At 64.8% G+C, this 24783-nt stretch carries 24 protein-coding genes; 15 read left to right on the forward strand and 9 right to left on the reverse strand.

Annotated elements, in window-relative coordinates:
- Positions 1 to 446: 446 nt before the first annotated feature.
- The 3 genes from frc to IQ16_RS06420 form a co-directional block, all read right to left on the reverse strand.
- Positions 447 to 1724, reverse strand: coding sequence for a formyl-CoA transferase (frc, locus tag IQ16_RS06410; RefSeq protein WP_018647742.1), 1278 nt, complete (start codon positions 1722 to 1724; stop codon positions 447 to 449).
- Between the two features lie 144 nt (positions 1725 to 1868).
- On the reverse strand, positions 1869 to 3599 hold the full coding sequence (oxc, locus tag IQ16_RS06415; protein ID WP_018647741.1) for an oxalyl-CoA decarboxylase: 1731 nt from the start codon (positions 3597 to 3599) through the stop codon (positions 1869 to 1871).
- A 73-nt stretch (positions 3600 to 3672) separates the two neighbouring features.
- Positions 3673 to 4368 (reverse strand): GntR family transcriptional regulator, encoded by a 696-nt coding sequence (locus IQ16_RS06420; RefSeq protein WP_164936202.1) that lies wholly within the window; start codon positions 4366 to 4368, stop codon positions 3673 to 3675.
- 348 nt (positions 4369 to 4716) lie between these two features.
- Here IQ16_RS06420 and IQ16_RS06425 point away from each other — a divergent pair, with 348 nt between their 5' ends.
- The 5 genes from IQ16_RS06425 (at position 4717) to IQ16_RS06445 (ending at position 10893) form a co-directional block, all read left to right on the forward strand.
- Complete coding sequence (locus tag IQ16_RS06425) at positions 4717 to 6846, forward strand: acetate--CoA ligase family protein (RefSeq protein ID WP_018647739.1); 2130 nt, start codon at positions 4717 to 4719, stop codon at positions 6844 to 6846.
- Positions 6847 to 6991: 145 nt separating this feature from the next.
- Positions 6992 to 7834, forward strand: a complete 843-nt coding sequence (locus IQ16_RS06430; protein WP_018647738.1) for an IclR family transcriptional regulator — start codon at positions 6992 to 6994, stop codon at positions 7832 to 7834.
- 112 nt (positions 7835 to 7946) lie between these two features.
- A complete protein-coding gene (locus IQ16_RS06435; protein WP_145831311.1) occupies positions 7947 to 8915 on the forward strand; it encodes a Bug family tripartite tricarboxylate transporter substrate binding protein in 969 nt (322 codons plus the stop codon).
- A complete protein-coding gene (locus tag IQ16_RS06440; RefSeq protein WP_018647736.1) occupies positions 8912 to 9394 on the forward strand; it encodes a tripartite tricarboxylate transporter TctB family protein in 483 nt (160 codons plus the stop codon). Before IQ16_RS06435 ends, IQ16_RS06440 begins: the two co-directional genes overlap by 4 nt.
- Entirely contained in the window at positions 9394 to 10893 is a 1500-nt protein-coding gene (locus IQ16_RS06445) for a tripartite tricarboxylate transporter permease (protein ID WP_018647735.1), read from the forward strand. The genes IQ16_RS06440 and IQ16_RS06445 overlap by 1 nt, the downstream gene beginning before the upstream one ends.
- Here IQ16_RS06445 and IQ16_RS06450 read toward each other — a convergent pair.
- Positions 10890 to 11486, reverse strand: coding sequence for a LysE family translocator (locus IQ16_RS06450; protein ID WP_018647734.1), 597 nt, complete (start codon positions 11484 to 11486; stop codon positions 10890 to 10892). The genes IQ16_RS06445 and IQ16_RS06450 overlap by 4 nt on opposite strands.
- 103 nt (positions 11487 to 11589) lie before the next feature.
- Here IQ16_RS06450 and IQ16_RS06455 point away from each other — a divergent pair, with 103 nt between their 5' ends.
- From IQ16_RS06455 to IQ16_RS06485, 7 genes are all read left to right on the forward strand, one after another.
- Positions 11590 to 12447 (forward strand): LysR family transcriptional regulator, encoded by an 858-nt coding sequence (locus tag IQ16_RS06455; RefSeq protein ID WP_018647733.1) that lies wholly within the window; start codon positions 11590 to 11592, stop codon positions 12445 to 12447.
- 45 nt (positions 12448 to 12492) lie between these two features.
- Positions 12493 to 13293: an NYN domain-containing protein gene (locus IQ16_RS06460; protein WP_018647732.1), complete on the forward strand. Its 801-nt coding sequence runs from the start codon at positions 12493 to 12495 to the stop codon at positions 13291 to 13293.
- 85 nt (positions 13294 to 13378) lie between these two features.
- Positions 13379 to 15181 (forward strand): adenine deaminase, encoded by a 1803-nt coding sequence (locus IQ16_RS06465; RefSeq protein ID WP_018647731.1) that lies wholly within the window; start codon positions 13379 to 13381, stop codon positions 15179 to 15181.
- Positions 15182 to 15336: 155 nt separating this feature from the next.
- Positions 15337 to 17121, forward strand: a complete 1785-nt coding sequence (gene gcl / locus IQ16_RS06470; protein WP_018647730.1) for a glyoxylate carboligase — start codon at positions 15337 to 15339, stop codon at positions 17119 to 17121.
- A gap of 11 nt (positions 17122 to 17132) precedes the next feature.
- Positions 17133 to 17918: a hydroxypyruvate isomerase gene (gene hyi, locus IQ16_RS06475; protein WP_018647729.1), complete on the forward strand. Its 786-nt coding sequence runs from the start codon at positions 17133 to 17135 to the stop codon at positions 17916 to 17918.
- Between the two features lie 12 nt (positions 17919 to 17930).
- The gene (locus tag IQ16_RS06480; protein ID WP_018647728.1) at positions 17931 to 18818 is read left to right on the forward strand and encodes a 2-hydroxy-3-oxopropionate reductase; all 888 of its coding nucleotides are present in this window, start codon (positions 17931 to 17933) and stop codon (positions 18816 to 18818) included.
- A 116-nt stretch (positions 18819 to 18934) separates the two neighbouring features.
- A complete protein-coding gene (locus IQ16_RS06485; RefSeq protein WP_026312767.1) occupies positions 18935 to 19318 on the forward strand; it encodes a DUF1236 domain-containing protein in 384 nt (127 codons plus the stop codon).
- A 57-nt stretch (positions 19319 to 19375) separates the two neighbouring features.
- On the opposite strand, the gene IQ16_RS06490 is transcribed toward IQ16_RS06485, so the two are convergent.
- The 3 genes from IQ16_RS06490 to IQ16_RS06500 all read right to left on the reverse strand — a co-directional run bounded on the left by IQ16_RS06490 (position 19376) and on the right by IQ16_RS06500 (position 20966).
- The gene (locus IQ16_RS06490) at positions 19376 to 19738 is read right to left on the reverse strand and encodes a VanZ family protein (RefSeq protein WP_018647726.1); all 363 of its coding nucleotides are present in this window, start codon (positions 19736 to 19738) and stop codon (positions 19376 to 19378) included.
- 77 nt (positions 19739 to 19815) lie between these two features.
- Positions 19816 to 20412 carry a thiamine pyrophosphate-dependent enzyme gene (locus IQ16_RS06495; protein ID WP_018647725.1) on the reverse strand — a complete coding sequence of 199 codons (597 nt, stop codon included), beginning with the start codon at positions 20410 to 20412 and terminating at the stop codon, positions 19816 to 19818.
- A gap of 8 nt (positions 20413 to 20420) precedes the next feature.
- Complete coding sequence (locus tag IQ16_RS06500; RefSeq protein WP_018647724.1) at positions 20421 to 20966, reverse strand: thiamine pyrophosphate-binding protein; 546 nt, start codon at positions 20964 to 20966, stop codon at positions 20421 to 20423.
- 241 nt (positions 20967 to 21207) lie between these two features.
- Here IQ16_RS06500 and IQ16_RS06505 point away from each other — a divergent pair, with 241 nt between their 5' ends.
- Positions 21208 to 22257 carry a hydroxyacid dehydrogenase gene (locus IQ16_RS06505; protein WP_145831314.1) on the forward strand — a complete coding sequence of 350 codons (1050 nt, stop codon included), beginning with the start codon at positions 21208 to 21210 and terminating at the stop codon, positions 22255 to 22257.
- Positions 22258 to 22373: 116 nt separating this feature from the next.
- A complete protein-coding gene (locus IQ16_RS06510; RefSeq protein ID WP_018647722.1) occupies positions 22374 to 22814 on the forward strand; it encodes a flagellar basal body rod protein FlgC in 441 nt (146 codons plus the stop codon).
- Positions 22815 to 22885: 71 nt separating this feature from the next.
- On the opposite strand, the gene IQ16_RS06515 is transcribed toward IQ16_RS06510, so the two are convergent.
- The gene (locus IQ16_RS06515; RefSeq protein ID WP_026312766.1) at positions 22886 to 23827 is read right to left on the reverse strand and encodes an ornithine cyclodeaminase family protein; all 942 of its coding nucleotides are present in this window, start codon (positions 23825 to 23827) and stop codon (positions 22886 to 22888) included.
- A gap of 164 nt (positions 23828 to 23991) precedes the next feature.
- Between IQ16_RS06515 and IQ16_RS45510 the strand changes: the two genes are divergently transcribed.
- Positions 23992 to 24204 (forward strand): hypothetical protein, encoded by a 213-nt coding sequence (locus IQ16_RS45510; RefSeq protein WP_018647720.1) that lies wholly within the window; start codon positions 23992 to 23994, stop codon positions 24202 to 24204.
- A 2-nt stretch (positions 24205 to 24206) separates the two neighbouring features.
- Here IQ16_RS45510 and IQ16_RS06525 read toward each other — a convergent pair whose 3' ends face one another.
- The gene (locus tag IQ16_RS06525; protein WP_026312765.1) at positions 24207 to 24782 is read right to left on the reverse strand and encodes a GNAT family N-acetyltransferase; all 576 of its coding nucleotides are present in this window, start codon (positions 24780 to 24782) and stop codon (positions 24207 to 24209) included.
- Between the last annotated feature and the right edge of the window lies 1 nt (position 24783).

A 24783-nucleotide genomic window follows, 5' to 3' on the forward strand; every position in this document is an offset into this window, starting at 1 on the left:
CCGGCGTGTTCGGCTCGCGGGCTGGCGGCGGTCGACTTGTCGTTGGATGGCCCGCCTGCGCTCCCACGAGCGCGCCCGTGCAAGATAACGGGGCGGAACCCCGCCTGTTCCTGGGAGGCGACCTTAATTCGGCATCGATTGCTTCTCGGAGGATCGCAGGGCCACCTCGTCAGGCGCCCACAAGAAAGCCGTCGCAATCGGAGGCCACAGGGACGACGCCTGGGACCGACGTTGCTTTTTCCGACGATGGCATAATACCCCTGTTTTGCCCGACGGGTCAAAAGCCATTTCGTAAAAGTAGAAATAGCTTTTGACACCAATGGGGTGGCTACTGTGCATGGGGTTGTTTTGCGACTTTTTAGTTTGAGCCCTGCGATTGTGCGCCTTCACAAGCAAAAAGGGCCGCCCCTTCGGGCGGCCCTTTCGTCGTTCTCTGACAGACTCGCTTACTCAGCGGCCTGCTTCTGCGGCGGATCGAGCGCGCCGGACTTGTGGATGTCGGCGACCTGGTGATCGCTGAAGCCGAGCACCGAGCGCAGGATCTCGTCGGTGTGCTCGCCGAGCAGCGGCGAACGCTGCACGTCGCTCGGGCTATCCGACAGCTTGATCGGGTTGCCGACCGAGATGTACTTGCCGCGGGTGGGGTGATCGACCTCGACCACGGTGCCGGTCGCGCGCAGCGACTGGTCCTCGGCGATCTCCTTCATCGACAGGATCGGGCCGCAGGGGATGTCGTCCTTGTTGAGGATTTCCATCGCCTCGAACTTGGTCTTCGTCATCGTCCACTGCTCGATGCGGGCGAAAATCTCGTTCAGGCGCGGCAGGCGGACGGCCGGCTTGGCGTAGTTCGGATCGGTCTTCCAGGTCGGCTCGCCGATCACGTCGCAGATCTTCTCCCAGACCGGGGCCTGGGTGATGAAGTAGATGTAGGCGTTGGGATCGGTCTCCCAGCCCTTGCACTTCAGGATGCGGCCGGGCTGGCCACCGCCGGAATCGTTGCCCGCGCGCGGCACGGCATCGCCGAACGGAACGCCTTCGCCGAACTGGCTGTATTCCTTGAGTGGGCCGTGGGCGAGGCGCTGCTGGTCGCGCAGCTTGACGCGGGCGAGGTTGAGCACGCCGTCCTGCATCGCGGCGGTGACCTTCTGGCCCTTGCCGGTCGTGGTGCGCTGATGGAGCGCGGCCAGGATGCCGATCGCAAGATGCAACCCGGTGCCGGTGTCGCCGATCTGCGCGCCGGTGACGAGCGGCAGGCCATCGCGGAAGCCGGTAGTGGAGGCGGCGCCGCCGGTGCACTGCGCGACGTTCTCATAGACCTTGCAGTCTTCGTAGGGGCCGGGGCCAAAGCCCTTGATCGAGGCGACGATCATCTTCGGGTTGAGGCTGTGGATCTTCTCCCAGGGGAAGCCCATGCGGTCGAGCACGCCGGGGCCGAAATTCTCGACCAGGACGTCGCACTTCTTGATCAGCTCGGTGAGGACTTCCTTGCCCTTGGGGTTCTTGGTGTCGAGCGTGATCGAGCGCTTGTTGTGGTTGAGCATGGTGAAATACAGGCTGTCCACGTTCGGGATGTCCTGCAGCTGGCCGCGGGTGATGTCACCCACGCCCGGACGTTCCACCTTGATCACGTCGGCGCCGAACCAGGCCAGCAGCTGCGTGCAGGTCGGTCCGGACTGGACGTGGGTGAAGTCGAGAATGCGAACGCCCGTGAGCGCTTTGGTCATCGTGTTGCTCCGTACTCTGTGTCTGCCCCTGCGAACCACAGGGAATAAGGGTTGAAGGGGGGCTAAAGCGCGCTTGGCGCTTTAGCTCTTTTGTTTGGGCATGATCTTATCGGAAAACAGCTTCGCACTTTTCCGGATCATGCCTTACTTCTTCTTCTGCAGAACGCTCTGCGGATTGAGGTTGCCGATGCGGCCGCTCTCCGAGCCCGCGGCCGGATCGATTACCGCGTTGATGAGCGTCGGCTTGCCGGACTTCATCGCCTCGTTGACGGCGCGCTTGAGCTCGTCGGGCGAGGTCGCGTTCACGCCGACGCCGCCGAAGGCTTCCATCATCTTGTCGTAGCGCGCGCCCTTGACGAACACGGTGGTCGCGGGATCGTCGTTGGCGCCGTTGACGTCGGTGCCGCGATAGATGCCGTCATTGTTGAAGATGACGACGCAGATCGGAAGGTTGTAGCGGCAGATGGTCTCGACCTCCATGCCGGAGAAGCCGAACGCCGAGTCGCCTTCCACCGCGAGCACGGGATGGCCGGTCTCGAGCGCGGCCGCGATCGCCTGGCCCATGCCGATGCCCATCACGCCCCAGGTGCCGACGTCGAGACGCTTGCGCGGCTTGTACATGTCGATGACGCCGCGGGCGAGGTCGAGCGTGTTGGCGCCTTCGTTGACGAGGATCGCCTCGGGATACTCCTTGATGACGTTCTTCAAGACGCCGAGCGCGCCGTGATAGTCCATCGGCGACTTGTTGTTCATGAGCTTCGGCGCCATCTTGGCGACGTTCTCTTCGCGCTTGGTCGACACGGCCTTGGTCCAGTCGGCCGGCGCGGTCCAACCCGCACCGATGGCCTGGTTGAAGGCCGAGACGACCGAGCCGATGTCGCCGACGACGGGCGCGACGATCTCGACGTTGGAGTCCATTTCCTTCGGCTCGATGTCGACCTGGATGAACTTCTTCGGCGTTTCGCCCCAGCTCTTGCCCTTGCCGTGCGAGAGCAGCCAGTTCAGCCGCGCGCCGATCAGCATGACGACGTCGGAATCCTTCAGCACGGTCGAGCGGGCCGCGCCGGCACACTGCGGATGCGTATCGGGGAGGAGGCCCTTGGCCATGCTCATGGGGAGGAACGGCACGCCGCTCTTCTCGACGAAGCTCTTGATCTCCTCATCGGCCTGCGCGTAGGCCGCGCCCTTGCCGAGGATGATGAGCGGACGCTTTGCGCTCTTCAGAACATCAAGCGCGCGCTTGACGGAAGCAGGCGAGGGGATCTGCGCGGGCGCAGCGTCGATCACCTTGACCAGCGACTTCTGGCCGGCCTCGGCGTTCATCACCTGGCCGAACAGCTTTGCCGGCAGGTCGAGATAGACGCCGCCCGGACGGCCCGAGACCGCGGCGCGGATGGCGCGAGCAAAGCCGATGCCGATGTCCTGGGCGTGCAGCACGCGATAGGCCGCCTTGCACAGCGGCTTCGCAATCGCGAGCTGGTCCATTTCCTCGTAGTCGCCCTGCTGCAGGTCGACGATCTCGCGCTCGGAGGAGCCGGACACGAGGATCATCGGGTAGCAGTTGGTGGTGGCGTGAGCGAGCGCGGTGAGGCCGTTGAGGAAGCCGGGCGCCGACACCGTGAGGCAGACGCCGGGCTTCTTGGTGAGGTAGCCGGCGATGCCTGCGGCGTAGCCGGCGTTCTGCTCGTGGCGGAAGGAGATCACGCGAATGCCGGCGGCCTGCGCCATGCGGCCCAAATCCGTGATCGGGATGCCCGGCACATTATAGATGGTGTTGATGCCGTTCAGCTTGAGCGCGTCGATGACGAGATGGAATCCATCCGTCAGTTCCTGCTCGGTGCCCGGTGCTTCGGACTTGGTCGCGGTATTCAGCATGGGCCTTGTCTCCCTGGTCTCAAGTAACGGGGCGAATTTTTCGCCCTTCTGGTGAACGTTGCTAGGTCAAGAGTTATGTGAACAGTTCCTGGCCGTGCGCTTCGACGTAGGCGGCAAGGCCGAGGGTGTGGTCGCGGGCGCGCTTCTCGGCGAGCTCGGTGTCGCGTGCTTCAAGTGCTTCGATCATGCCGAGATGCTCGGGTAGCGACGTCGCGGTGCGGTCCTTGCGTCCGATCGTCAGCTGGCGATAGCCGCGCACGTGCAGCAGCAGGTCGTTGGTGAGATCGACCAGCACCGGCGATTCCGACAGCGAGATCAGCGCCTGGTGGAAGGCGATGTTGGCCTTGGAGTATTCCTCCACATGATCCTCGGGCAGGCGGTCCTTGCCGAAGTCCTTGAAGAAGTCGCGCAGCGCCGTGATGTCCTTCTTGCGCGCGGTGGTGGTGATGAGGCGCGCGGCCATGCTCTCCAGCGCCGCCCAGGCGCGGATCATGTCGACGATCTCGCTCTTGGTCCTGCGCACCACCATGATGCCACGGCGCGGCACGGTCTTCACGAAACCGTCCTGCTCGAGCATCGCGATGGCTTCGCGGATCGGCGTTCGGCTGACGCCCAGGCGTTCGGACAGCGCGCGCTCGTCGAGCATCACCGGCTCGGGCGTCGAGTAGATGTCCATCTTGAGGATGGCTTCCTTCAAGGCGTCATACGCCTTGTTCTTGAAGCTGCTCTCCGGGGCAATACGAACGATTGCGATGTCTGCCTCGGCCATGTTCGGCAACGCCTTGGTTGGTTTCCGTAGTGACACGACGAATCTCCTCCAGTGGGAGTCGTCTTTTACAGGAATATTAACGGGAAAGTTTTTGGCATACCACATGCCAGAATGTCAAGCTGCCTATTTTTTGCGGCGTTCCAGGGTGCGCGGCGGCTTGACAAGTTGGCTTCTGGCATACCAAATGCCATCGCCAGCCATTTTTGATCCAAGCCGGCGGAGTATTCTGGCCCTTATGCCACTCCGTTCCGCCGCATGGAACAGAGCGCGGCGAATGGCAAGCATCACGGGCGGCCGCAACACGCGCGCGCTTTGCAAAGAACGAACTCAGGTCAAGGGAGAAGCCACATGTCCAATTCCAAAGATGCCGTCCGCAAGGTGCTTGACCAGGTCAAGGCGGACAACCGCACCAGCCTGACGGCGCCGGAAGGCAAGCTGGTTTGCGACGCCTACGGCATTCCGGTGCCGAAGGAAGGCGTGGCCAGGTCGGCGGGCGAGGCCGGCAAGATGGCTTCGTCCATGGGCTTCCCCGTCGTGATGAAGATCGTCTCGCCGGACATTCTCCACAAGACCGAAGCCGGCGGTGTCATCGTCGGCCTCAAGACGGCTGAGGAGGCCGAGAAGGCCTACGAGACCATTCTCGGTAACGCCAAGAAGTACAAGGCCGACGCCAAGATCGAGGGCGTCCAGGTGCAGCAGATGCTGGCCGGCGGCACCGAGGTCATCGTCGGCTCGATCACCGACGGCTCGTTCGGCAAGCTGGTCGCCTTCGGCCTCGGCGGCGTGCTGGTCGAAGTCCTGAAGGACATCACCTTCCGTCTCGCACCGGCGACCAAGGAAGACGCGCTGTCGATGCTCGACGGCATCCAGGCGCATGAGATCCTGAAGGGCGTGCGCGGCGGTGAGCCGGTGAACCGCACGGCGCTCGCCGACGTCATCGTCAAGGTCTCGCAGCTCGTGACCGATTTCCCCGAGATCGTCGAGCTCGACCTCAACCCGGTGTTCGCGACGGCGAAGAGCGCGATCGCCGCCGACGTCCGTATCGTCGTCGACTTCGCCTATGTGCCGAAGCCCAAGCCGCGTCCGACCGAAGAGATCGTCGCGGCCATGAACCGCATCATGCAGCCGAAGGCGGTCGCCGTGGTCGGCGCCTCCGCCGAGGATGGCAAGATCGGCAACTCCGTGATGAAGAACCTCATCAACGGCGGCTACAAGGGCGAGATCTATCCGATCCATCCCAAGGCTGCCGAAATCCTCGGCTACAAGGCCTACAAGAGCGTCAAGGACGTGCCGGGCGTGATCGACACGGCCGTGTTCGCGATCCCCGCGAAGTTCGTCGCGGCGGCGCTCACTGAGTGCGGCGAGAAGAAAATCCCGGGCGCGGTGCTGATCCCGTCGGGCTTCGCCGAGGCCGGTGCGCCGGAGCTGCAGGCCGAGATCGTCGAGGTCGGCAAGAAGTACGACATCCGCCTGATGGGGCCGAACATCTACGGCTTCTACTATACGCCGGCCAATCTCTGCGCGACCTTCTGCACCGCCTATGACGTCAAGGGCCACGCGGCGCTGTCGTCGCAGTCGGGCGGCATCGGCATGGCCATCATCGGCTTCTCGCGCTCGGCCAAGATGGGCGTCTCCGCGATCGTCGGCCTCGGCAACAAGTCCGACATCGACGAGGACGATCTGCTCGCCTTCTTCGAGCAGGATCCGAACACCAACCTGATCGCGCAGCACTGCGAAGACCTCAAGGACGGCCGCGCCTTCGCGGAAGCCGCCAAGCGCGTCTCCAAGAAGAAGCCGGTCGTCGTGCTCAAGGCAGGCCGCACCTCGGCCGGCGCGAAGGCGGCCTCGTCGCACACCGGCGCGCTTGCCGGTAACGACAAGATCTACGAGGACGTGCTGGCGCAGTCCGGCGTGATCCGCGCCCGCAGCCTGCGGCAGCTGCTCGAATTCGCTCGCGGCGTGCCGGTGCTGCCGACGCCGAAGGGCGAGAACGTCCTCATCATCACCGGTGCGGGCGGCTCGGGCGTGCTGCTGTCGGACTCCTGCGTCGACAATGGCCTGTCGCTGATGTCGATGCCGCCGGATCTCGACGCGGCCTTCCGCAAGTTCATCCCGCCGTTCGGGGCGGCCGGAAATCCTGTGGATATCACCGGCGGCGAGCCGCCGATCACCTACGTCAACACGGTGAAGCTCGGCCTGTCGGACGAGCGCATCCATTCGCTGATCCTCGGCTACTGGCACACGATCGTCACGCCGCCGATGGTGTTCGCCCGAAACATGGTCGAGGTGAAGAAGGAGATGGAAGCCAAGGGTTTTGTGAAGCCGATCGTGGCGTCACTGGCCGGCGACGTCGAGGTCGAGGAAGCCGCCGAATATCTCTACCAGAACGGCATCCCGGCCTACGCCTACTCCACCGAGCTGCCGGTCGAGGTGCTCGGCGCCAAGTACAAGTGGGCGCGCGGGGCAGGGCTGCTCTGAGCCTAACTCTCCTCCGGGGCGATGCGGAGCATCGAACTATGGTGCGCACTTGCGCACCTGAGGATCTCGAGATTCCGGGTCTGGTACGCCAGGCCCGCGCTGCGCGCAGTCCCGGCGCACCATCCCGGAATGACGGACGCACGCGATGAGCAAGAACGTGATCCGGCGCAAATCGCTCGAACCTCGGCCGCCATCGGAGGCCGAGCACGAGGCGCGTGACGGCGGCGTGCAGTCCGTCGACCGCGCGCTGTCGATTCTCGAGACGCTCGCTGAAGACGACGAAGGCTATCGCCTCAGCGATCTCGCCGTGCGGACCGGTCTGTCCGCCTCCACCGTCCACCGCCTGCTGGCGACGCTGGAAAGCCGCCGCTTCGTTCAGTTCGACCGCGTCGAATCCAAATGGCATGTCGGCGTCCGCAGCTTCACAGTCGGCGCGAGCTTTGCCCGCCGGCGCAATTTCTCCACGCAGGCGATTCCGTATCTTCGTAAACTGCGCGACCTCACCCGAGAGACCGCCAATCTTGCCGTCGTCGACGATGAGTTCATCATCGTGCTGACCCGCATGGAGAGCCGCGAGATCATGCGGTCGCTGACCCAGATGGGCGGACGCGTCCCCATGGTGACGTCGGGGGTCGGCAAGGCGGTGCTCGCCACCTATTCGGACGAGGACGTCGGCGCCGTGATCCGCCATCACGGCATGCCGCGCCTGACCGAAAAGTCGATCGTTCGGCCGAGCGACCTGTTCAGGGAGCTCGAAAAAATCCGCAAGCAGGGCTATGCGGTCGACGACGAGGAGGCCTCCATGGGCCTGCGCTGTATTGCCGCAGTTGTCTATAACGACTGCGCCGAGCCGCTGGCGGCGATCTCCGTCTCGGGCATGACCAGCCGCTTGACCGACGACAGACTGCCGGAAATCGGGCAAATCGTGCGCGAAGTCGCCGGTGAGCTGACATTGGCGCTCGGCGGGGCGATGCCGCAATCCGGATAGCAAGGAACCGGGCCCGTCGCTGGACAGCATCGGCCGTTTTGGCTGATATGCGACCAAACGACACAATGCGGCAAACGATCAACACGTCCGCACGAGCCTGGAGAATGCCCCCATGTTTCAGTTTTCCGCGCGCCTTGTCGGCGCAGCCGTCGCGCTGACCCTCGCGGCAGCGACGCCTGCCTTCGCCCAGCAGCTCGAGCTCAAGCTGATGGCGCCGGCAGCCCCGGGCGGGGGCTGGGACCAGACCGCGCGCTCGATGCAGCAGGCGCTGGTCGCTGCAGGCGTGGCGCGCAGCGTGCAGGTTACCAACGTTCCCGGCGCCGGCGGCAGCGTCGGCATCGCGCAGTTCGTCAACGGCGCCAAGGGCGACGGCAACCAGATGATGGTGAACGGCTTCGTCATGGTGGGCGCGCTCGCCATGAACAAGTCGCCGGTGACGCTCGAGCAGGTGACGCCGATCGCGCGCCTCACCGAGGAAATCCAGGTGATCGTGGTGCCCGCGAATTCGCCGATCAAGAATGCGCAGGATCTCGCCGCCGCGGTGAAGGCCGACATCGCCAAGGTGACCTTCGCCGGCGGCTCGGCCGGCGGCGTCGACCATGTGATGGCGGCGCTATTCGCCGGCGCGGTCGGTGCCGACGCCAAGAAGATCAACTACATCCCGTTCTCCGGCGGCGGCGAGTCGCTCGCGGCGATCCTTGGCGGCAAGGTCACCGCGGGCATTTCGGGCTTGAGCGAATATGAAGGGCAGATCAAGTCCGGCAAGCTGCGCGCGATCGGCGTGACCTCGGAGAAGCGCATCGCAGGCAGCGACATCCCGACCTTCAAGGAACAGGGCATCGATCTCGTGATCGCCAATTGGCGTTCGGTGGTCGCGCCTCCCGGCATCACGCCGGAGCAGCGCAAGACCTTGAGCGATGCCGTCGAGAAGATGGTGAAGTCGGACGCCTGGAAGGAGATCCTCAAGCAGAAGGGCTGGGAGGATGCTTATCTCGGCGGCGACGCCTTCGCCGACTTCCTGAAGAAGGAAACCGTGCGCGTCACCGACGTGCTGAAATCGGTCGGCCTCGTCAAGTCATGACCTCAGGCGATCCTGCGCAGCCGCGGCGCGTCGATCGCGCCGGCATCGTCATCGCCGCCTTGCTCGCGCTACTTGCCGCGGTGCTGGTCTGGGACGCGCGCGGCCTGCAGTCTGCCGCAATGTACGGCATGGGGCCTGAGGCGATGCCGGTCGTGATCGCCTGTGGCCTCGCGCTGCTCGCGATCGGAAATTTCATCGACGCGCTGCGCGGCAATCTGCCGGCGCGCGAGAGCGCCGATCCCGTGCCGGTTGTCCTGATCCTCATTGGCCTTGCGCTGCTGATCGCCATCATCGGCTTCGGTGGCGGCTTCATCCTGGCGACGGCGGCGCTGTTCGTGACGACGTCGGCGGCGTTCGGGCGCCGCGCCGTCCTCGTCGACAGCATCATCGCCCTCGTGATGTCGACCCTCATCTATCTCGCCTTTGACCGCCTGTTGACGCTGAGCCTTCCTGCCGGCCCGCTGGAGCGACTGCTGTGATGGACACTTTTGCTGCGCTGGCCCACGGCATGGCGGTCGCCGTCCAGCCGATGAATTTGCTGTACGCTCTTATCGGCGTGTTCCTCGGCACGGCCGTGGGCGTGCTGCCTGGCATCGGCCCGGCGCTGACGGTCGCGCTGCTGTTGCCGGTGACCTACAAGCTCGATCCCGGCGGCTCGCTGATCATGTTCGCCGGCATCTATTACGGCGGCATGTATGGTGGCTCGACCACCGCGATCCTGATCAACACGCCCGGCGAGAGCGCCTCGATGGCGACCGCGCTCGAAGGCAACAAGATGGCCAAGGCGGGCCGCGGCGGGCCGGCGCTGGCGACGTCGGCGATCGGCTCCTTCGTCGCCGGCACCATCGCCACAATTGGCCTTGCGTTCCTTGCGCCATGGCTGGTCGATTTCGCCGTGCGCTTCGGCCCCGAGGATTATTTCGCGCTGATGTGCGTCGCCTTTGTCACGGTGTCGGCGACCTTCGGCGATTCCCCGATCCGCGGCCTCACCAGCCTGTTCATCGGCCTGACGCTCGGCCTCGTCGGCATTGACAAGCTGACCGGCCAGGCGCGGCTGGCGTTCGGCGTCCCCGAACTGCTCGACGGCGTCGAGGTGACGACGCTGGCCGTCGGCCTGTTCGCAGTGGGTGAGGCGCTCTACGTCGCGTCGCGCCGTCACCACAGCGAGGAGAAGCTCGAGCCGGTGCGCGGCTCGCTGTGGATGACCAAGGAGGACTGGAAGCGGTCGTGGAAGCCGTGGCTGCGCGGCACCATGTTCGGCTTCCCGATCGGCGCGCTGCCGGCGGGCGGCGCGGAGATCCCGACCTTCCTGTCTTATTCCACCGAGAAGCGCCTCACGAAACATCCCGAGGAATTCGGCAAGGGCGCGATCGAAGGCGTCGCCGGACCGGAAGCGGCCAACAACGCCTCCGCCGCCGGCACGCTGGTGCCGCTCTTGACGCTGGGACTGCCGACCTCGGCGACGGCCGCGATGATGCTGGCGGGCTTCCAGCAATACGGCCTCAATCCCGGGCCGCTGCTGTTCGCCGAGCGGCCTGACCTGGTGTGGGGCCTGATCGCAAGCCTGTTCATCGCCAACATGATGCTGCTGGTTCTCAACTTGCCGCTGGTCGGCCTGTGGGTGCGGCTGCTCGCGATCCCGCAGCCCTGGCTCTATGCCGGCATCCTCGTGTTCGCGACCATGGGCACCATCGCGGCAAAGCCGTCGGTGGTGGAATTGTCGATGCTGGCCGGGTTCGGCGTGCTCGGCTTCCTGATGCGCCGGTTCGATTTCCCGATCGCGCCCGTTGTGGTCGGCCTGATCCTCGGCCCGATCGCCGAGAGCCAGCTGCGCCGCGCGCTCGCCATCAGCCTCGGCGATCCCATGACATTGCTGCAGAGCCCGATCTCTGCGACGCTGCTCGGCATCGCGCTGATCGCGCTGCTGGCCCCCTTCGTGCTGAAGGGGCTCGGCCGGTTCAAGGCGAACGAGGATTAGACGAACGCCAATCCGGCGGCGATCAGCACCGTCAATCCGAGCGCGATGTTGAGAGCGCGCTCGTTCCTGGGCGACAGCGACAATCCGCGCAGGAAGGCTCCAATGTAGAGCCAGATGATGTCGACCACGATCATCACTGCGATCAGCAACATCCACTTGGTGAAAGCATCGTGCGGAGCGTTGTCCTTGATCAAGGTGTACGATGCCAGCAGCGAGGCGAACGCGAGATAGGCTTTCGGGTTCGTCACGCCGAGGAGAAACCCCATCGCAGGCGAGGCGTGCGCGCCGTTGTATGTTCTTGCTTCTCCGATCGGGGACGACGCGATGCTCCAGGCGAGATAGACGAGATAAACTGTGGCTGCGATCGTCATCATGTGCAGCGCGGACGGGAATGTCGCCAGCAACGAAAACAATCCCGCGGCCGTGATGCCGGCGGCCATGGCCAGACCGAGCTGAAGACCCAGGAAATATCGCAACCCGCCGGCAAAGCCGCGGGCGCGACCGACCGCGAGTAGCGCAGCGATCGCCGGCCCCGGCGATCCCAGCAATCCGACCGCCGCCGTCAGGAATAAGCCCGTTGCAACCGTGTCCATCGCGACGCTCCTCGCATCCGTCAGGACTAGCCGGCTTGTCCTCAATAGAGAAACTAATTATTCAAATGGGACATATTGGTTTTCTTAATTGCAGGAATGTCCGATGGACGACATCGATGTCAGCTTGCTGCGCTCCTTCGTGGCGGTGGCCGAGACCGGTCGCATGACGACGGCCGCAAAGGTCGTGAACCGGAGCCAGGGCGCGGTCAGCCAGCAGATCAAGCGTCTGGAAGATCTGTTCCGTGCGCCGCTGTTCGAGCGCCACGCCGCCGCCGTGCGGCTGACCCGCAGCGGCGAGCGATTGATGGTTGCCGCCCATCGCATCATCGCGCTGAACGACGAGGTGATGAGCCAGATGCTGGCGGTCGAATTCGCAGGTGAAGTGCGGCTCGGCGTCCCTCATGACGTGGTCGGCATGCTGATGCCACCGATCCTGCGATTGTTTCGGCAGGATCATCCGAACGTACTGGTCACGCTGGTCAGCGATACCAGCCGCGCCCTGAAGCGCGGCCTCGTCGAGGGCAACGTCGACCTGACGCTGCTCACCGAGCCGCAGCCCGGCGAAGGCGACCGGCTGCTGTTGTCCGACAGGCTGGTCTGGGTTGGCGCCAAGGGTGGCGATGCCCACAAGCGCGATCCATTGCCGATCGCGCTCGGGCAAGAGGACTGCGGTTTTCGCGCTGCTGCCGTGGAGGCCCTTACCAACGCCAAGGTCGAATGGCGGGCGATCTGTCAGGTGGGCAGCCTGGAGCCGGTCTTTGCCACGCTCGAGGCCGACATGGCGATCGCGCCGTTCCTGTCGAGGACGGTCCCCGATCGCCTTGCCGTGTTGACCGGCCCCCATTTGCCAAAACTGCCAAGGCAGTTTGTCAACCTGAGGCTTCCTTCGACGCGCGTCAGCGCGCTTACGAAAGAGTTCGCGCGCTATATTCGCGAGGGCTTTCACAAGCGTCACGGCTGAATTGGCGCTATCGTCCGATCTCGAATCCATCCCGTGGGGAACGTCATGCCGTCGGAAATTCGCTCGCCCCGTCTCGCCGTCTTGATCGATGCTGACAACGCCTCCGCAAAGATTGCGGATGGCCTGTTCGAGGAGATTGCCAAGATCGGCGAGGCCAGCGTCCGCCGCATCTATGGCGACTTCTCCAATGCACGATCGAGGGGCTGGGCCGATATCCTGTCGAAGCACGCCATTATCCCGCAGCAGCAGTTCGCCTATACGACGGGAAAGAATGCGTCCGACATAACCTTGGTCATCGACGCCATGGATCTGCTCCACAGCGGCCGGTTCGATGGCTTCTGCCTGGTGTCCTCCGACAGCGACTTTACCCGTCTCGCCGCCCGCATCCGGGAGCAGGGCGTCGATGTCTTCGGATTCGGCGAGCAGAAGACGCCGGAAAGCTTCAGGCAGGCCTGCCGAAGGTTCGTCTACACCGAGAACCTGCTTGCCATCCCGGCAACCACCCAGGACGCCGCCTCAAGATCGACGTCGCTTCAGCCGCTTGATGCAGCGACCCCCATCATCAAGAAGGTCATCACCCAGATGGAGAGCGAAGACGGCTGGGTCGCACTCGGGGAAGTCGGACGGCAACTCGCCAATCTGGCGTCCGATTTCGATCCGCGAACGTTCGGGTTCCGCAAGCTGAGCGACCTCGTGCGAAAGACGAACGCGTTCGAGATCGACGAGTCAAAGGGCCGCTCGATGCGGATTCGGGTCAAACCCGCTGCCGCAGCACCGCCGAGAAGGCGGAACCCGCGCAGGCCTGCGAGGGCGAGGACGGCAGGGGCTTCGGCGCCTAAGGCGTAAGCAGGGCCTGCCGTTATATTTGCGCTTGCCCGCTATGGCGCAGGGCGTAACCATCGCTGGGCCGTAACGTCATGCGAGGGTCCCGATGACCAGACTTACCCGCTTCGCCGTCGCACCGCTGCATTCGATGACCCGGCGCCTCGCCGACGTCGCCTCGGCGCGCGTCGTGCCTGATCTCGTCATATCGGGCGCGCGGGTGCTCTCGACCTATTCTGAGCGTATCCATCCGGGGCGGGAGGTCTGGATCACCGGCGGCCGCATCGCGGCGGTGAAGCCGGCCGGTACGGCGAAGAAGGTGTGGAGTGACGTACCGCTCTATGACGCCGCAGGCGGCATCATCGCGCCCGGCCTTGTCGATCCGCACATTCACATCGAATCCTCGATGGTGACGGCCTGCGCCTATGCCGAGGCAGCGCTGCTCAACGGCACCACGACGATCTTCTGCGACAGTCATGAGATCGGCAACGTCATGGACGTCGCCGGTGTCGAGGCGATGCTGGAGGACGCACGGGAGGCGCCGCTCTCGATCTTCCTGACGGTGCCGAGCACCGTGCCGGCGACCTCTGCGGAACTGGAGACCGCCGGCGGCGACCTCACGCCGGACAAGATCGCCGGCCTGTTCGACCGCTGGCCCGAGGCGGTCGCGCTCGGCGAGAAGATGGATTTCGTGCCTGTCACGATGGGCGACGAGCGCAGCCACGCGATCCTCGCGGCCGCCCTGAAGCGGGGACGACCGGTGTCCGGCCATGTCTATGGCCGCGAATTCGTTGCTGCCTATGCGGCGAGCGGCGTCACCGACACCCATGAGGCGATCGATCGCGACATCGCCGACGATCTGCTCGACGCCGGCGTCTGGGTATTTTTGCGCGGGGGACCGCCGACCACGCCCTGGCATTCCCTGCCGCAGGCGATCCGGACGATCACGGAGCTCGGGGCCTCGCACAAGCGCACGGCCGTGTGCACCGACGACCGTGACGCGGATGATCTCCTGCTGTTCGGCCTCGACTGGGTGGTGCGGGAGGCGGTGAAGGCGGGGATGTCGCCGGAGCAGGCCTGGTCGATGGGCTCGCTGCATGGCGCCACGCGCTTTGGCATGGAAGGCGATATCGGCGGGCTCGGCGGCGGCCGCCGCGCTGATCTCGTGCTGATGGACGACCAGCTCAAGCCGCAATGCACCTGGTATGGCGGCGAGCTCGTGGTCGAACACGGCAAGATCACGCCGCGTCTTGATCAGGCGCTGTCGCAGCGCTACCAATATCCGAAGGCGGCCTATGCGACCGTGAAGCTCCCTGAGAAGATGAAGCTCACGCCGGAGCTGCCCGCGAAGGCCTGCACCGTCAACGCCATCAAGACCGCGCTGCCGGGCATCACCTTGATCCACGAGAAGGTGGCGATCGAACCGGCCAAGGACTGGCCGTCGCTGTTCGCGCGCTACGGCCTCTGCTTCGTCACGGTGGTCGAGCGCCACGGCAAATCGGCCGGCAACGTCGCCTACGGCCTGCTCAAGGATTTCGGCCTCAAGCGCGGCGCGGTCGCCTCCAGCGTCGGCCACGACAGCCACAACATCATCGTCGCCGGCACGAACGAGGCCGACATGCAGGTCGCGATCGCAGCGATTAGGGAGCAGCAGGGCGGCGTCTGCGTCGTCGCCGACGGCAAGGTGAGGGCGCTGGTTCCGCTGCCGATCGCGGGGCTCCTGTCCGACAGGCGCGTCACGGAAGTTGCCGAGGAGGTCAAGGCGCTCAAGAAGGAATGGGCCGAGGCCGGCTGCACCATCCCCTACATGGGCTTCAATTTGATTCCGCTATCGGTCATTCCGGAAATTCGTATCACCGACAAGGGCCTCGTCCTGGTGCCGCAGATGGAGCTGGCGCCGCTGTTCGAGTGAAGCGGCTTTCACTGACCGTTTCATCTAACCGATTGAGACATCCGCGGATTTTCCAGCGGCTGCCGCATCGTGGAAAATAAAATCGATCTCGTTGAGATCGCATCCCCCGCATCTGATGATCTCGCTCACTGACTTGAACCTGAGGGAGGTCCGATATGGCGAAGATGCGAGCTGTCGATGCGGCCGTGCGTATCCTGGAGAAGGAAGGCATCTCGACCGCCTTCGGTGTTCCCGGGGCTGCGATCAATCCGCTGTACTCGGCGCTGAAGAAGCGCGGCTCGATCCGCCACATCCTGGCGCGCCATGTCGAGGGCGCTTCGCACATGGCGGAGGGCTACACCCGGGCCAAGGCCGGCAATATCGGTGTCTGCATCGGCACCTCGGGGCCGGCGGGCACCGACATGATCACCGGGCTCTATTCGGCGATCGCCGATTCCATTCCGATCCTCTGCATCACCGGCCAGGCGCCGCGGGCGCGGCTCTACAAGGAGGATTTTCAGGCCGTCGACATCGAGTCGATTGCCAAGCCCGTGACCAAATGGGCGGTGACGGTGCGCGAGCCGGCATTGGTGCCGCGCGTGTTCAGCCAAGCCTTTCACATCATGCGTTCCGGCCGGCCGGGACCGGTGCTGATCGACATGCCGCTCGACGTGCAGCTCGCCGAGATCGAGTTCGATGACGAGACCTATGAGCCGCTGCCGGTCTACAAGCCGACGGCGACCCGCAAGCAGGTCGAGAAGGCGCTGGAGATGCTCAACGCCGCCGAGCGGCCGCTGATCGTCGCGGGCGGCGGCATCATCAACGCCGACGCGTCGGACCTGCTGGTCGAGTTCGCCGAGATCGCGAATGTGCCTGTCGTGCCGACGCTGATGGGGTGGGGCGCGATCCCCGACGATCACGTGCTGATGGCCGGCATGGTCGGCCTTCAGACCAGCCATCGCTACGGCAATGCCACGCTGCTCGAATCCGACTTCGTGCTCGGCATCGGCAATCGCTGGGCCAACCGCCACACCGGCTCGGTCGAGACCTACACCAAGGGCCGCAAGTTCGTTCACGTGGACATCGAGCCGACCCAGATCGGGCGCGTGTTCAACCCCGATCTCGGCATCGTCTCGGACGCAAAGGCAGCGCTCGAGCTGTTCGTTGCCGTCGCCAGGGAGTGGCGGCGGTCAGGCAGGCTCCGCGAGCGCCAGGCGTGGCCCGCTGCCTGCCGCGATCGCAAGAAGACGATGCTGCGCAAGAGCCATTTCGACAACGTTCCGATCAAGCCGCAGCGCGTCTATGAGGAGATGAACAAGGCGTTCGGCCGCGACACCACCTATGTCACCGTGATCGGCTTGTCGCAGATCGCCGGCGCGCAATTCCTCGGCGTCTACAAGCCGCGCAACTGGATCAACGCCGGGCAGGCAGGCCCGCTCGGCTGGACACTGCCCGCTGCCCTCGGCGTGCGCGCGGCGTGCCCGGAGCGCGAGATCGTCGCTCTCTCCGGCGACTACGACTTCCAGTTCCTGATCGAGGAGCTCGCGGTCGGCGCGCAGTTCAATCTGCCCTACATCCACGTCGTCGTGAACAATTCCTATCTCGGCCTGATCCGCCAGGCCCAGCGCGGCTTCGACATGGATTACCACGTCCAGCTCTCCTTCGAGAACATCAACGCGCCCGAGATCGGCGTCTACGGCGTCGACCATGTCACGGTGGCCGAAGGCCTCGGCTGCAAGGCGATCCGCGTCACCGATCCCAAGGATACCCAGGCCGCATTTGCGACAGCACGCGAATTGATGGCCAAGCACCGCGTGCCCGTGGTGGTCGAGTTCATCCTCGAGCGCGTCACCAACATCGCGATGGGCACGGAGATCGACAACATCGTCGAATTCGAGGAGGTGCTGGATCTGCCGCTCGACGAGGTCGGCACTACGCGCGTGTTGCAGCCGGCGGAATAAAGGAGAGCATCATGCCGAAATTTGCCGTCAACCTCACCATGCTCTTCAACGAGATGCCGTTCCTCGACCGCTTCGCCGCGGCGAAGTCGGCGGGCTTTGCCGGGGTCGAATATCTCTTCCCCTATGATTTCGACAAGGCGCAGCTGCGCGAGCAGCTCGAGGCCCATGGCCTGACGCAGGTGCTGCACAATCTGCCGGCCGGAAATTGGGCCGGGGGCGAGCGCGGCATCGCGATCCTGCCCGACCGCACCGCCGAATTCCGCGACGGCGTATTCCGCGCCATCGATTATGCCAAGGCGCTCGATTGCGAGCAGCTCAACTGCCTCGTCGGCATCCCGCCTTCCGACGCTGATCCGCGCGAGCTTCAGGAGACGCTGGTCGGAAACTTGCGCTTCGCGGCCTCGACGCTGGCGCGTGAAAATATCAAGCTGCTGGTCGAGCCGATCAACACGCTCGACATTCCCGGCTTCTATCTCAACGGTACCGAGCAGGCGGTGCAACTGATCTCCGAGGTGCGCTCGAACAACCTCTTCATCCAGTACGACATCTATCACATGCAGATCATGGAGGGCGATCTCGCCCGCACCATGCAGGAATATCTGCCCCAGATCGCCCACATCCAGCTTGCCGACAATCCCGGCCGCCACGAGCCCGGCACCGGCGAGATCAACTATCCCTTCCTGTTCCGCCACCTCGACGCGATCGGTTATCGCGGCTGGATCGGCTGCGAATACAAGCCGCGCACCACGACGCTGGAAGGCCTCTCCTGGCACGCGGCACAGACCTTCGAGACGTGAGGATATCCTGATATGACCAACATCGGCTTCATCGGACTTGGCACCATGGGACGGCCGATGGCCGGCCACCTCCTGGCCGCGGGCCATCGCGTGTTCCTGCATGACGTCGCGCCGGTCGCATCTGAGCTGATCTCTGCGGGCGGCATCGCCTGCAAATCGGCCAGGGAGGTCGCGGAGCAGGCGGACGCCGTCATCATCATGGTGCCGGATACGCCGCATGTGGAGGCCGTGCTGTTCGGCAAGGACGGCGTCGCGAGCGGCATCTCCAAGGGCAAGATCGTCGTCGACATGAGCTCGATCTCGCCGCTGGCGACGAAGGAGTTCGCGAAGAAGATCGAGGCACTGGGTGCGGACTATCTCGACGCGCCAGTGTCGGGCGGGGAGGTCGGGGCGAAAGCCGCGAGCCTCACCATCATGGTCGGCGGTCCCGAGCGGGCCTTCGGCACCATGAAGCCGATCTTCGACAAAATGGGCAAGAACGTCACGCATGTCGGCGCCAATGGCGATGGCCAGACCACGAAGGTCGCCAACCAGATCATCGTCGCGCTGACCATCGAGGCCGTGAGCGAAGCGTTGCTGTTCGCATCGAAGGCCGGTGCGAACCCCGCGCTGGTGCGCAAGGCGCTGATGGGCGGCTTTGCCTCGTCGCGGATTCTCGAGGTGCATGGCGAGCGCATGGTGAAGCGCAATTTCGATCCGGGCTTCCGCATCGAGCTGCATCAGAAGGATCTGAACCTCGCGCTCGAAGGCGCGCGCGCCCTCGGCCTGTCGTTGCCGAGCACTGCGGTGGCGCAGCAATTGTTCTCGTCCTGCACCGCGCATGGCGGCAAGGCCTGGGATCATTCCGCGATGGTGCGGGCGCTGGAACTGATGGCAGGCCACGAGATTGCAGCTAGCTGAACTGTTACGCGGTAACAGTCTCCAGACATGTGATGCATCTTTCGTCGCAGGGGAACCGGAACATGCTCCGGCCCCGCGGGTTGAAGATCCACAACAATCACTGGAGGCGTAAGGATATGAAAACCCGTCTTGCGATTACGTTGGCCGCCGCGTCGCTGCTGGCGTCGAGCGCGGCCTTTGCCCAGTCGACCACCGAACAGGGCGCCAGGGACGGCGCGCGTGCGGGTGGGGACATTGGCGGCCCGGTCGGCGCGATGGTCGGCGGCACCGTCGGTGCGGCCGTCGGCGCAGGCCTCGAAATTCCGAATGCGGTGCTCGGCGGAATCCCGCGTAGTGATTCCGTCGTGATCCACGAGCGCGTCGTCGTCGGTGAGCCGCTGCCCCCGACCGTGGTGCTGCGGCCCGTGCCGAACTACACCGAGTATCGTTATGCGGTCGTGAACGATCGCCGCGTGATCGTCGAGCCGCGCACCCGCCGCGTCGTCAAGATCATCGACTGATCGGCGTAGCGTCGCATTGTTGAGATCGGGCCCTGCGGAGCGTCGCTCCGCGGGGCCTCAGCTTGTCAGGGCCGAGTTTGCCCGAGACCGGCTCATGACCCGATCGGCGACGGCGGCGAGCGCAAAGCCGATGCAGGCGGTGCCGGCATCGACCAGAAAATCCTCCAGTCGCGCATGGCGCCCCGGCGCCCAGAACTGCATCAGTTCGAGCAGGCCGATCAGGACCACCGAGACGGCCGCCACTGCGAGCCGCCGCTGCCGGTAGGCGAGGCCGAAGGCCAGCCCGACCAGGATGAAGGCCAGCGCGTGCTCGCCGTCCTGGCCGAGATCGGAATGGGGCCGCAGGCCCGGAGGCCCGAGCGTTGCAAAGGTGACGGCGGCGGCGAGCAGCCAGGCAAAAAAACGAACAAAAATGGACATCCGGTGGCGATAGCACGGAATCGCGACGGCCTGTTGCGGCGCGAGGATCAGATCGCCGTGTAGTTAATGACCAAACGTTAAAGCGGCTCGCGCACGCCGAGGCCGTGCATGAAGCGTTCCCGGATCTGCACGGGATCGCGCCTCGTGGTGCCGACGCCCGGCTTGTCGTCGATGCGGACTGCGATCAGGCTGGGCTCGTCAGCCGACATGGCCTCGTCGACCAGGCGCTCGAAATCCTCCTCGTCCGCGGCCCAGGAACTCCTGACGAGCCCCGAAGCGGTGGCAATGCCGACGATGTCGGCGACGCCAGCGGCCGGCGTCGGCTGCGCGCCGGTGATCTGGTAGATGCCGTTGTCCATCACGATCATGATCAGATTCTTCGGCTTCAACGCCGCGATCGTCGAGAGCGCGCCGAGCTGCATCAGGAGCGAGCCGTCGCCTTCGAGCGCGAAGACGCGGCGACCGGGCTGCGCCAGCGCGACGCCAAGCGCGATCGGGAAGGCGAGGCCCATGCTGCCGAGCATGTAGAAATTCTGCGGGCGGTGGCCGGCGGCCCAGAGGTCGAAATTGGTGTTGCCGATGCCGCCGATCACGGCTTCCTCGTGCTTGAGCTTTGCGATCAGGCGCGAGGTGATGTCGAAGCGGTTCATCACCTTGGTGTTGCGACTATCCATGGCCGGCCTCACTTGTCAAAAACCTTGCCGCCCGTGAGCAGCGGGTTGAGGATCAGGGCCACCGGCGCCTGCGTGGTGACGGCCTGCTTGATCGAGCGGTCGGCGATGAATTCGAGCTCGTCGAGCCTTGTGATGGTGTGATGCTCCAGCGCCAGCGAATCCAGCACCGGGCGCATGGTGCGGCAGACCAGCGACTGGCCGTAATTGAACTCGCCGAGCGTGCCGCGCTCTGAGACGAACATGATCAGCGGAATCTGGTAGGGCACCGCGAGCGAGGCGAGCACGTTGGCGAGCGTGGCAAAGCCCGAGGTCTGCATCAGCACCGCGCCGCGTCGTCCGCCCATCCAGGCGCCGGAGACGATGCCGACGGCCTCCTCCTCGCGCGCGGTGGCGAAGGTGGTGAAGAAGGGATCGGCGTGCAAATTCTTGATCAGCGGCGTCAGCACGCGGTCGGGCACGTAAGGGATCAGGCCGATCTCGTTCCGCTTCAGGGTCTGCAGGACGATGCCATGCCAGGTTATGTCGCTGGTCGCCTGCTGTTCCGCAATCGCCATTGCGTTCTCCCTTCGGCCGCGCATGCTTCTTGGTTCTGGCCGTCGCGGCGATCTGCCGAACTTGACGCAGGCAGCGGGATTGTCAACATGTCCGGGCCGGCACCGTGATCTGCGCCAGACGGCCTGCCGTGGCCGGCACCGCCATGGCATAAGCGGCTACAACCAGAAAGCGGGAGGGGCACGGACGGGCGCGCATCGCGCTGACCTTGCGGATCTCCTCGATCGAGCCGGAAGGGTCCTGATGTCCGTCAACAGCAAGCGCGTCTTCAACGTCAAATATCTGGCCAACCCGATCTATATCGACATCCTGAAGGCGCGGCCCGACGTGCGGCTCGACCGCATCGAGAACGAGAGCCCTGAAGATGTCTACGCGCCGATCCTGAGCGCGGCGCATGTCTACCAGATCGGCGCCGCGCGCGACGAGCTCGCCCCGCATTTCCATGTCGATGCCGCCTTCCTGAGGCGCACGCCGAATTTGCTGCTCGTCTCCAGCAACGGTGCCGGCTTCGACCCTGTCGATGTCGAGGCCTGCACGGAGGCGGGCGTCCTGGTTGTCAACCAGTCCGGCGGCAATGCCCATTCGGTCGCCGAGCACGCGCTGGCGATGATGCTGACGCTGTCCAAGCGCATCATCCAGTCCGACCGCCGCCTGCGCCGCGAGCGCGACGTCAACCGCAACGAGCTCGTCGGCAACGAGGTCGAGCACAAGACCGTCGGCATCGTCGGCCTCGGCAATGTCGGCCGGCGCATCGCCGCGCTCTGCAAGGGGCTGCTCGGCATGAAGGTGCTGGCCTATGATCCGTATCTCACCGCCGAGGTGATGGCCGAGCGGGGCGGCGAGAAGGTCGAGCTCGACGAGCTCTTGCGCCGCGCCGATTTCGTCTCGATCTCCTGCCCGCTCGACAAGAAGAGCCGCAACATGATCAGCACGCGCGAATTCGCGTTGATGCAGCCGCATGCGTATTTCATTACCACCGCGCGCGGCTTCATCCACGACGAGGACGCGTTGCTGCAGGCGCTGCGCGACAAGCGCATCGCCGGCGCCGGCCTCGACGTCTGGTCCAAGGAGCCGCCGCCGCCGGAGCATCCGCTGCTCCAGCTCGACAACGTGCTGGCGAGCCCGCACACCGCCGGCGTCACGATCGAGGCGCGTCAGAACATGGGCCGCATCGCCGCCGAGCAGGTGCTGGAGACGCTCGACGGCAAGCGCCCGCCGCGCATCATCAATCCCGAAGTCTGGCCGCGCTATGCCGAACGCTTCAAGCAGGCGTTTGGCGTGACGCCGGGGTAGGGTGCGCGAAGTCCAATCGCGTGCCGATCGTTGGTTACGAGGACGACAACAGAAAGCGGCGGATTTTATTGATGGCGTGAATGAACGCGTATGACTTGTCCTGTACATCAGCGTTCATGAGCATACTTTCGATTGCGACATCCGGACTTTCTGCGGCGAGCCTGCGCGTGAGCGTGGCCGCGAGCAACATTGCGAACATCAGCACGACCGGCCCGCTGCCAGCATCAGGTGGATCGAGCACATCGGCCGGTGCGGGCATCGCTCCGACGTTTCCGGCCGCCTATGTGCCGCTGCGGGTTGATCAGGTCTCCCAATCGAGCGGCTCGACACCCGGCGGGACGATCGCGACCGTGTCGGCGGTTTCGCCGAGCTATACCGCGCAGTCGGATCCGAGCGCTCCCTTCGCAAACCAGGACGGCCTGGTCGCCGCGCCGAATGTCGATCTCGCCAATGAGTTCGTTGAGCTGGCGACCGCAAAGTACAGCTTCATTGCCAACGCGAAGGTCATTCAAGCCTACGCCGAGACCGAAGACACACTCCTCGATATCAAAGCGTGATGGCTGATGCCGGCCCAGTCTTGCCGGCGTCGCGTCCGTTCACCTCCACCGGCATAGCGCCGGGTAGGCGCCTACCCCAGCTTCGCGCCGAGCTGCTGGAACACGGCCTCGCAGGTCATGAGATCAAGATGGCCGCCGCCCGCATTCTTGAAGAACGTGATGTCGGACGATGACGTTCGCCCCTGCACGCGGCCGCCGGCGAGATCGTAGAGGTCGCCGAGGACGTCCGCTTCGCTGATCGCACCGCTCGCGATCGGCTGCAGGATGTCGCCGACGCCATGGAAGGCGGATTCCCTGCGATCCACGAAGACGCGCGACATCTTTGCTGCTTCGTCATCAGCCTCACGCGTTTGCGGCGTGTAACCGCCGACGAGGTCCAGATGCGTGCCCGGCCGCAAATTGCGGCCCTTGATCAGCGGCTGATGCGCGCGGGTGCAGGTGGTGATGACGTCAGCCTCGCGCGTCGCGGCGTCGAGGTCCGTGACCGTTTCCACCTTTACGCCGTCCTTAGCCAAACGCTGAGCGAGATCCGCGGCCCGGTCCAGGCTCCGATTCCAGATCAGCACGCGCTCGAGCGACGGTCGCACGGTGCGATGGCCCCGGATCAGCCATTCGGACATCTCCCCGGCGCCGACGCAAAGCAGCGTCTCGGGATTGGGCGGAGCGAGCAGTTTCGTGCCCAGCGCGGAATCGGCTGCGGTGCGCCAATGCGTGATTTCGGTGCCGTCCATCGCCGCCAGCGGCCGTCCGTTGGTGCCGTCGAACAGCACGCAGACGGCCTGCACCGCCGGCATCTTGCCTTCGGCCAGATTGGCCGGAAAGCTGGTGAACATCTTGCTCGCCATGTAACGGCCGGGATCGACCGCGCTGCGGATGACGTACTGCCCTTTCTCGTCGCCGAGGAAGGCGTCCAGCACCTCCATCTTCGGCCGGCGGTGCGCTTCCTCCAGAGCTGCGATGAGGATCGGAAAGGTCAGAACGTTCGTGACTTCGGTATCGGAGACAAAGTGCAAGGCAAAATCCTCATGGGCGATCGGCACTTGCCCATAAACCCGCGCGGTGGGTTCCGCAACGAGTCTTCGGCCGGGACTCGCTAAGCCTTGATCCGCGTCAAAATCTTCTTCCCCCGTCCGTCCTAAATGGGATTAGAGTGCCGCCGGGGCAGCAGGGAGGTCCCATGTCAACTTTTGTGGTCAAGTTCATGAAGGATGTGCTCGGCCAGTACGGCCGCGAGATCGAGGTCTGCCAAGGCACGCTCGAGATCGATGCCGCCGACGAGGACGAGGCCAGGGAACGTGCGAAAGTGAAGTTCTGCAAGGACCAGGCGTTGCATCATTGGTCGCTGCATGCCGATCGCATCCACGTCAGACCGGCTGACTTTCCCTCGTAGGGCTATCGCCCGGGCGCCGTGACCGGCGGGGGCGCCGTCGTCCCCGCGCCGAGCGAGCGTTGCACCATGACAGTGTCGGACCAGCGGCCGTGGCGATAGGCAACGCCGCCGAGCAGGCCGGCGCGCGCGAAGCCGAACTTCTCGTGCAGCGCCAGCGAGGGGGCGTTGTCGGCATCGATATAGCCGATCAGTTGGCGAAAACCTGCCGCGGCACAGGCATCGATCATTGCCCCGAGCAAAAGCCGTCCCACACCACGACCGAGATGTTCGTGGTGCACATAGATCGAGTGCTTGGCGGTGTAGCGATAGGCCGGGCGCTTGCGGAACAACACGGCATAGGCATAGCCGACGACCTCGCCGCGATAGGTCGCGACCAAATGGGGCAGGCGGGTCTGTTTCAGGTTCTTGCGGCGATCGCGCAAGTCGTCCGGCTCGGGCGCGCCGGTTCCTTCGACGTCGCGCGGCACGCCATTGCGGACGTGATGGCGGTAGATCGCCAGCATCGCCTCGACATCGCTCTCGCGTGACGGCCTGACCAGGACGGGTTCGTCACTCGCGCGCGCAGCTGGTTCGTTCATC

The organism is Bradyrhizobium huanghuaihaiense (assembly GCF_007830635.1).
In the GTDB taxonomy this organism is placed as follows: domain Bacteria; phylum Pseudomonadota; class Alphaproteobacteria; order Rhizobiales; family Xanthobacteraceae; genus Bradyrhizobium; species Bradyrhizobium huanghuaihaiense.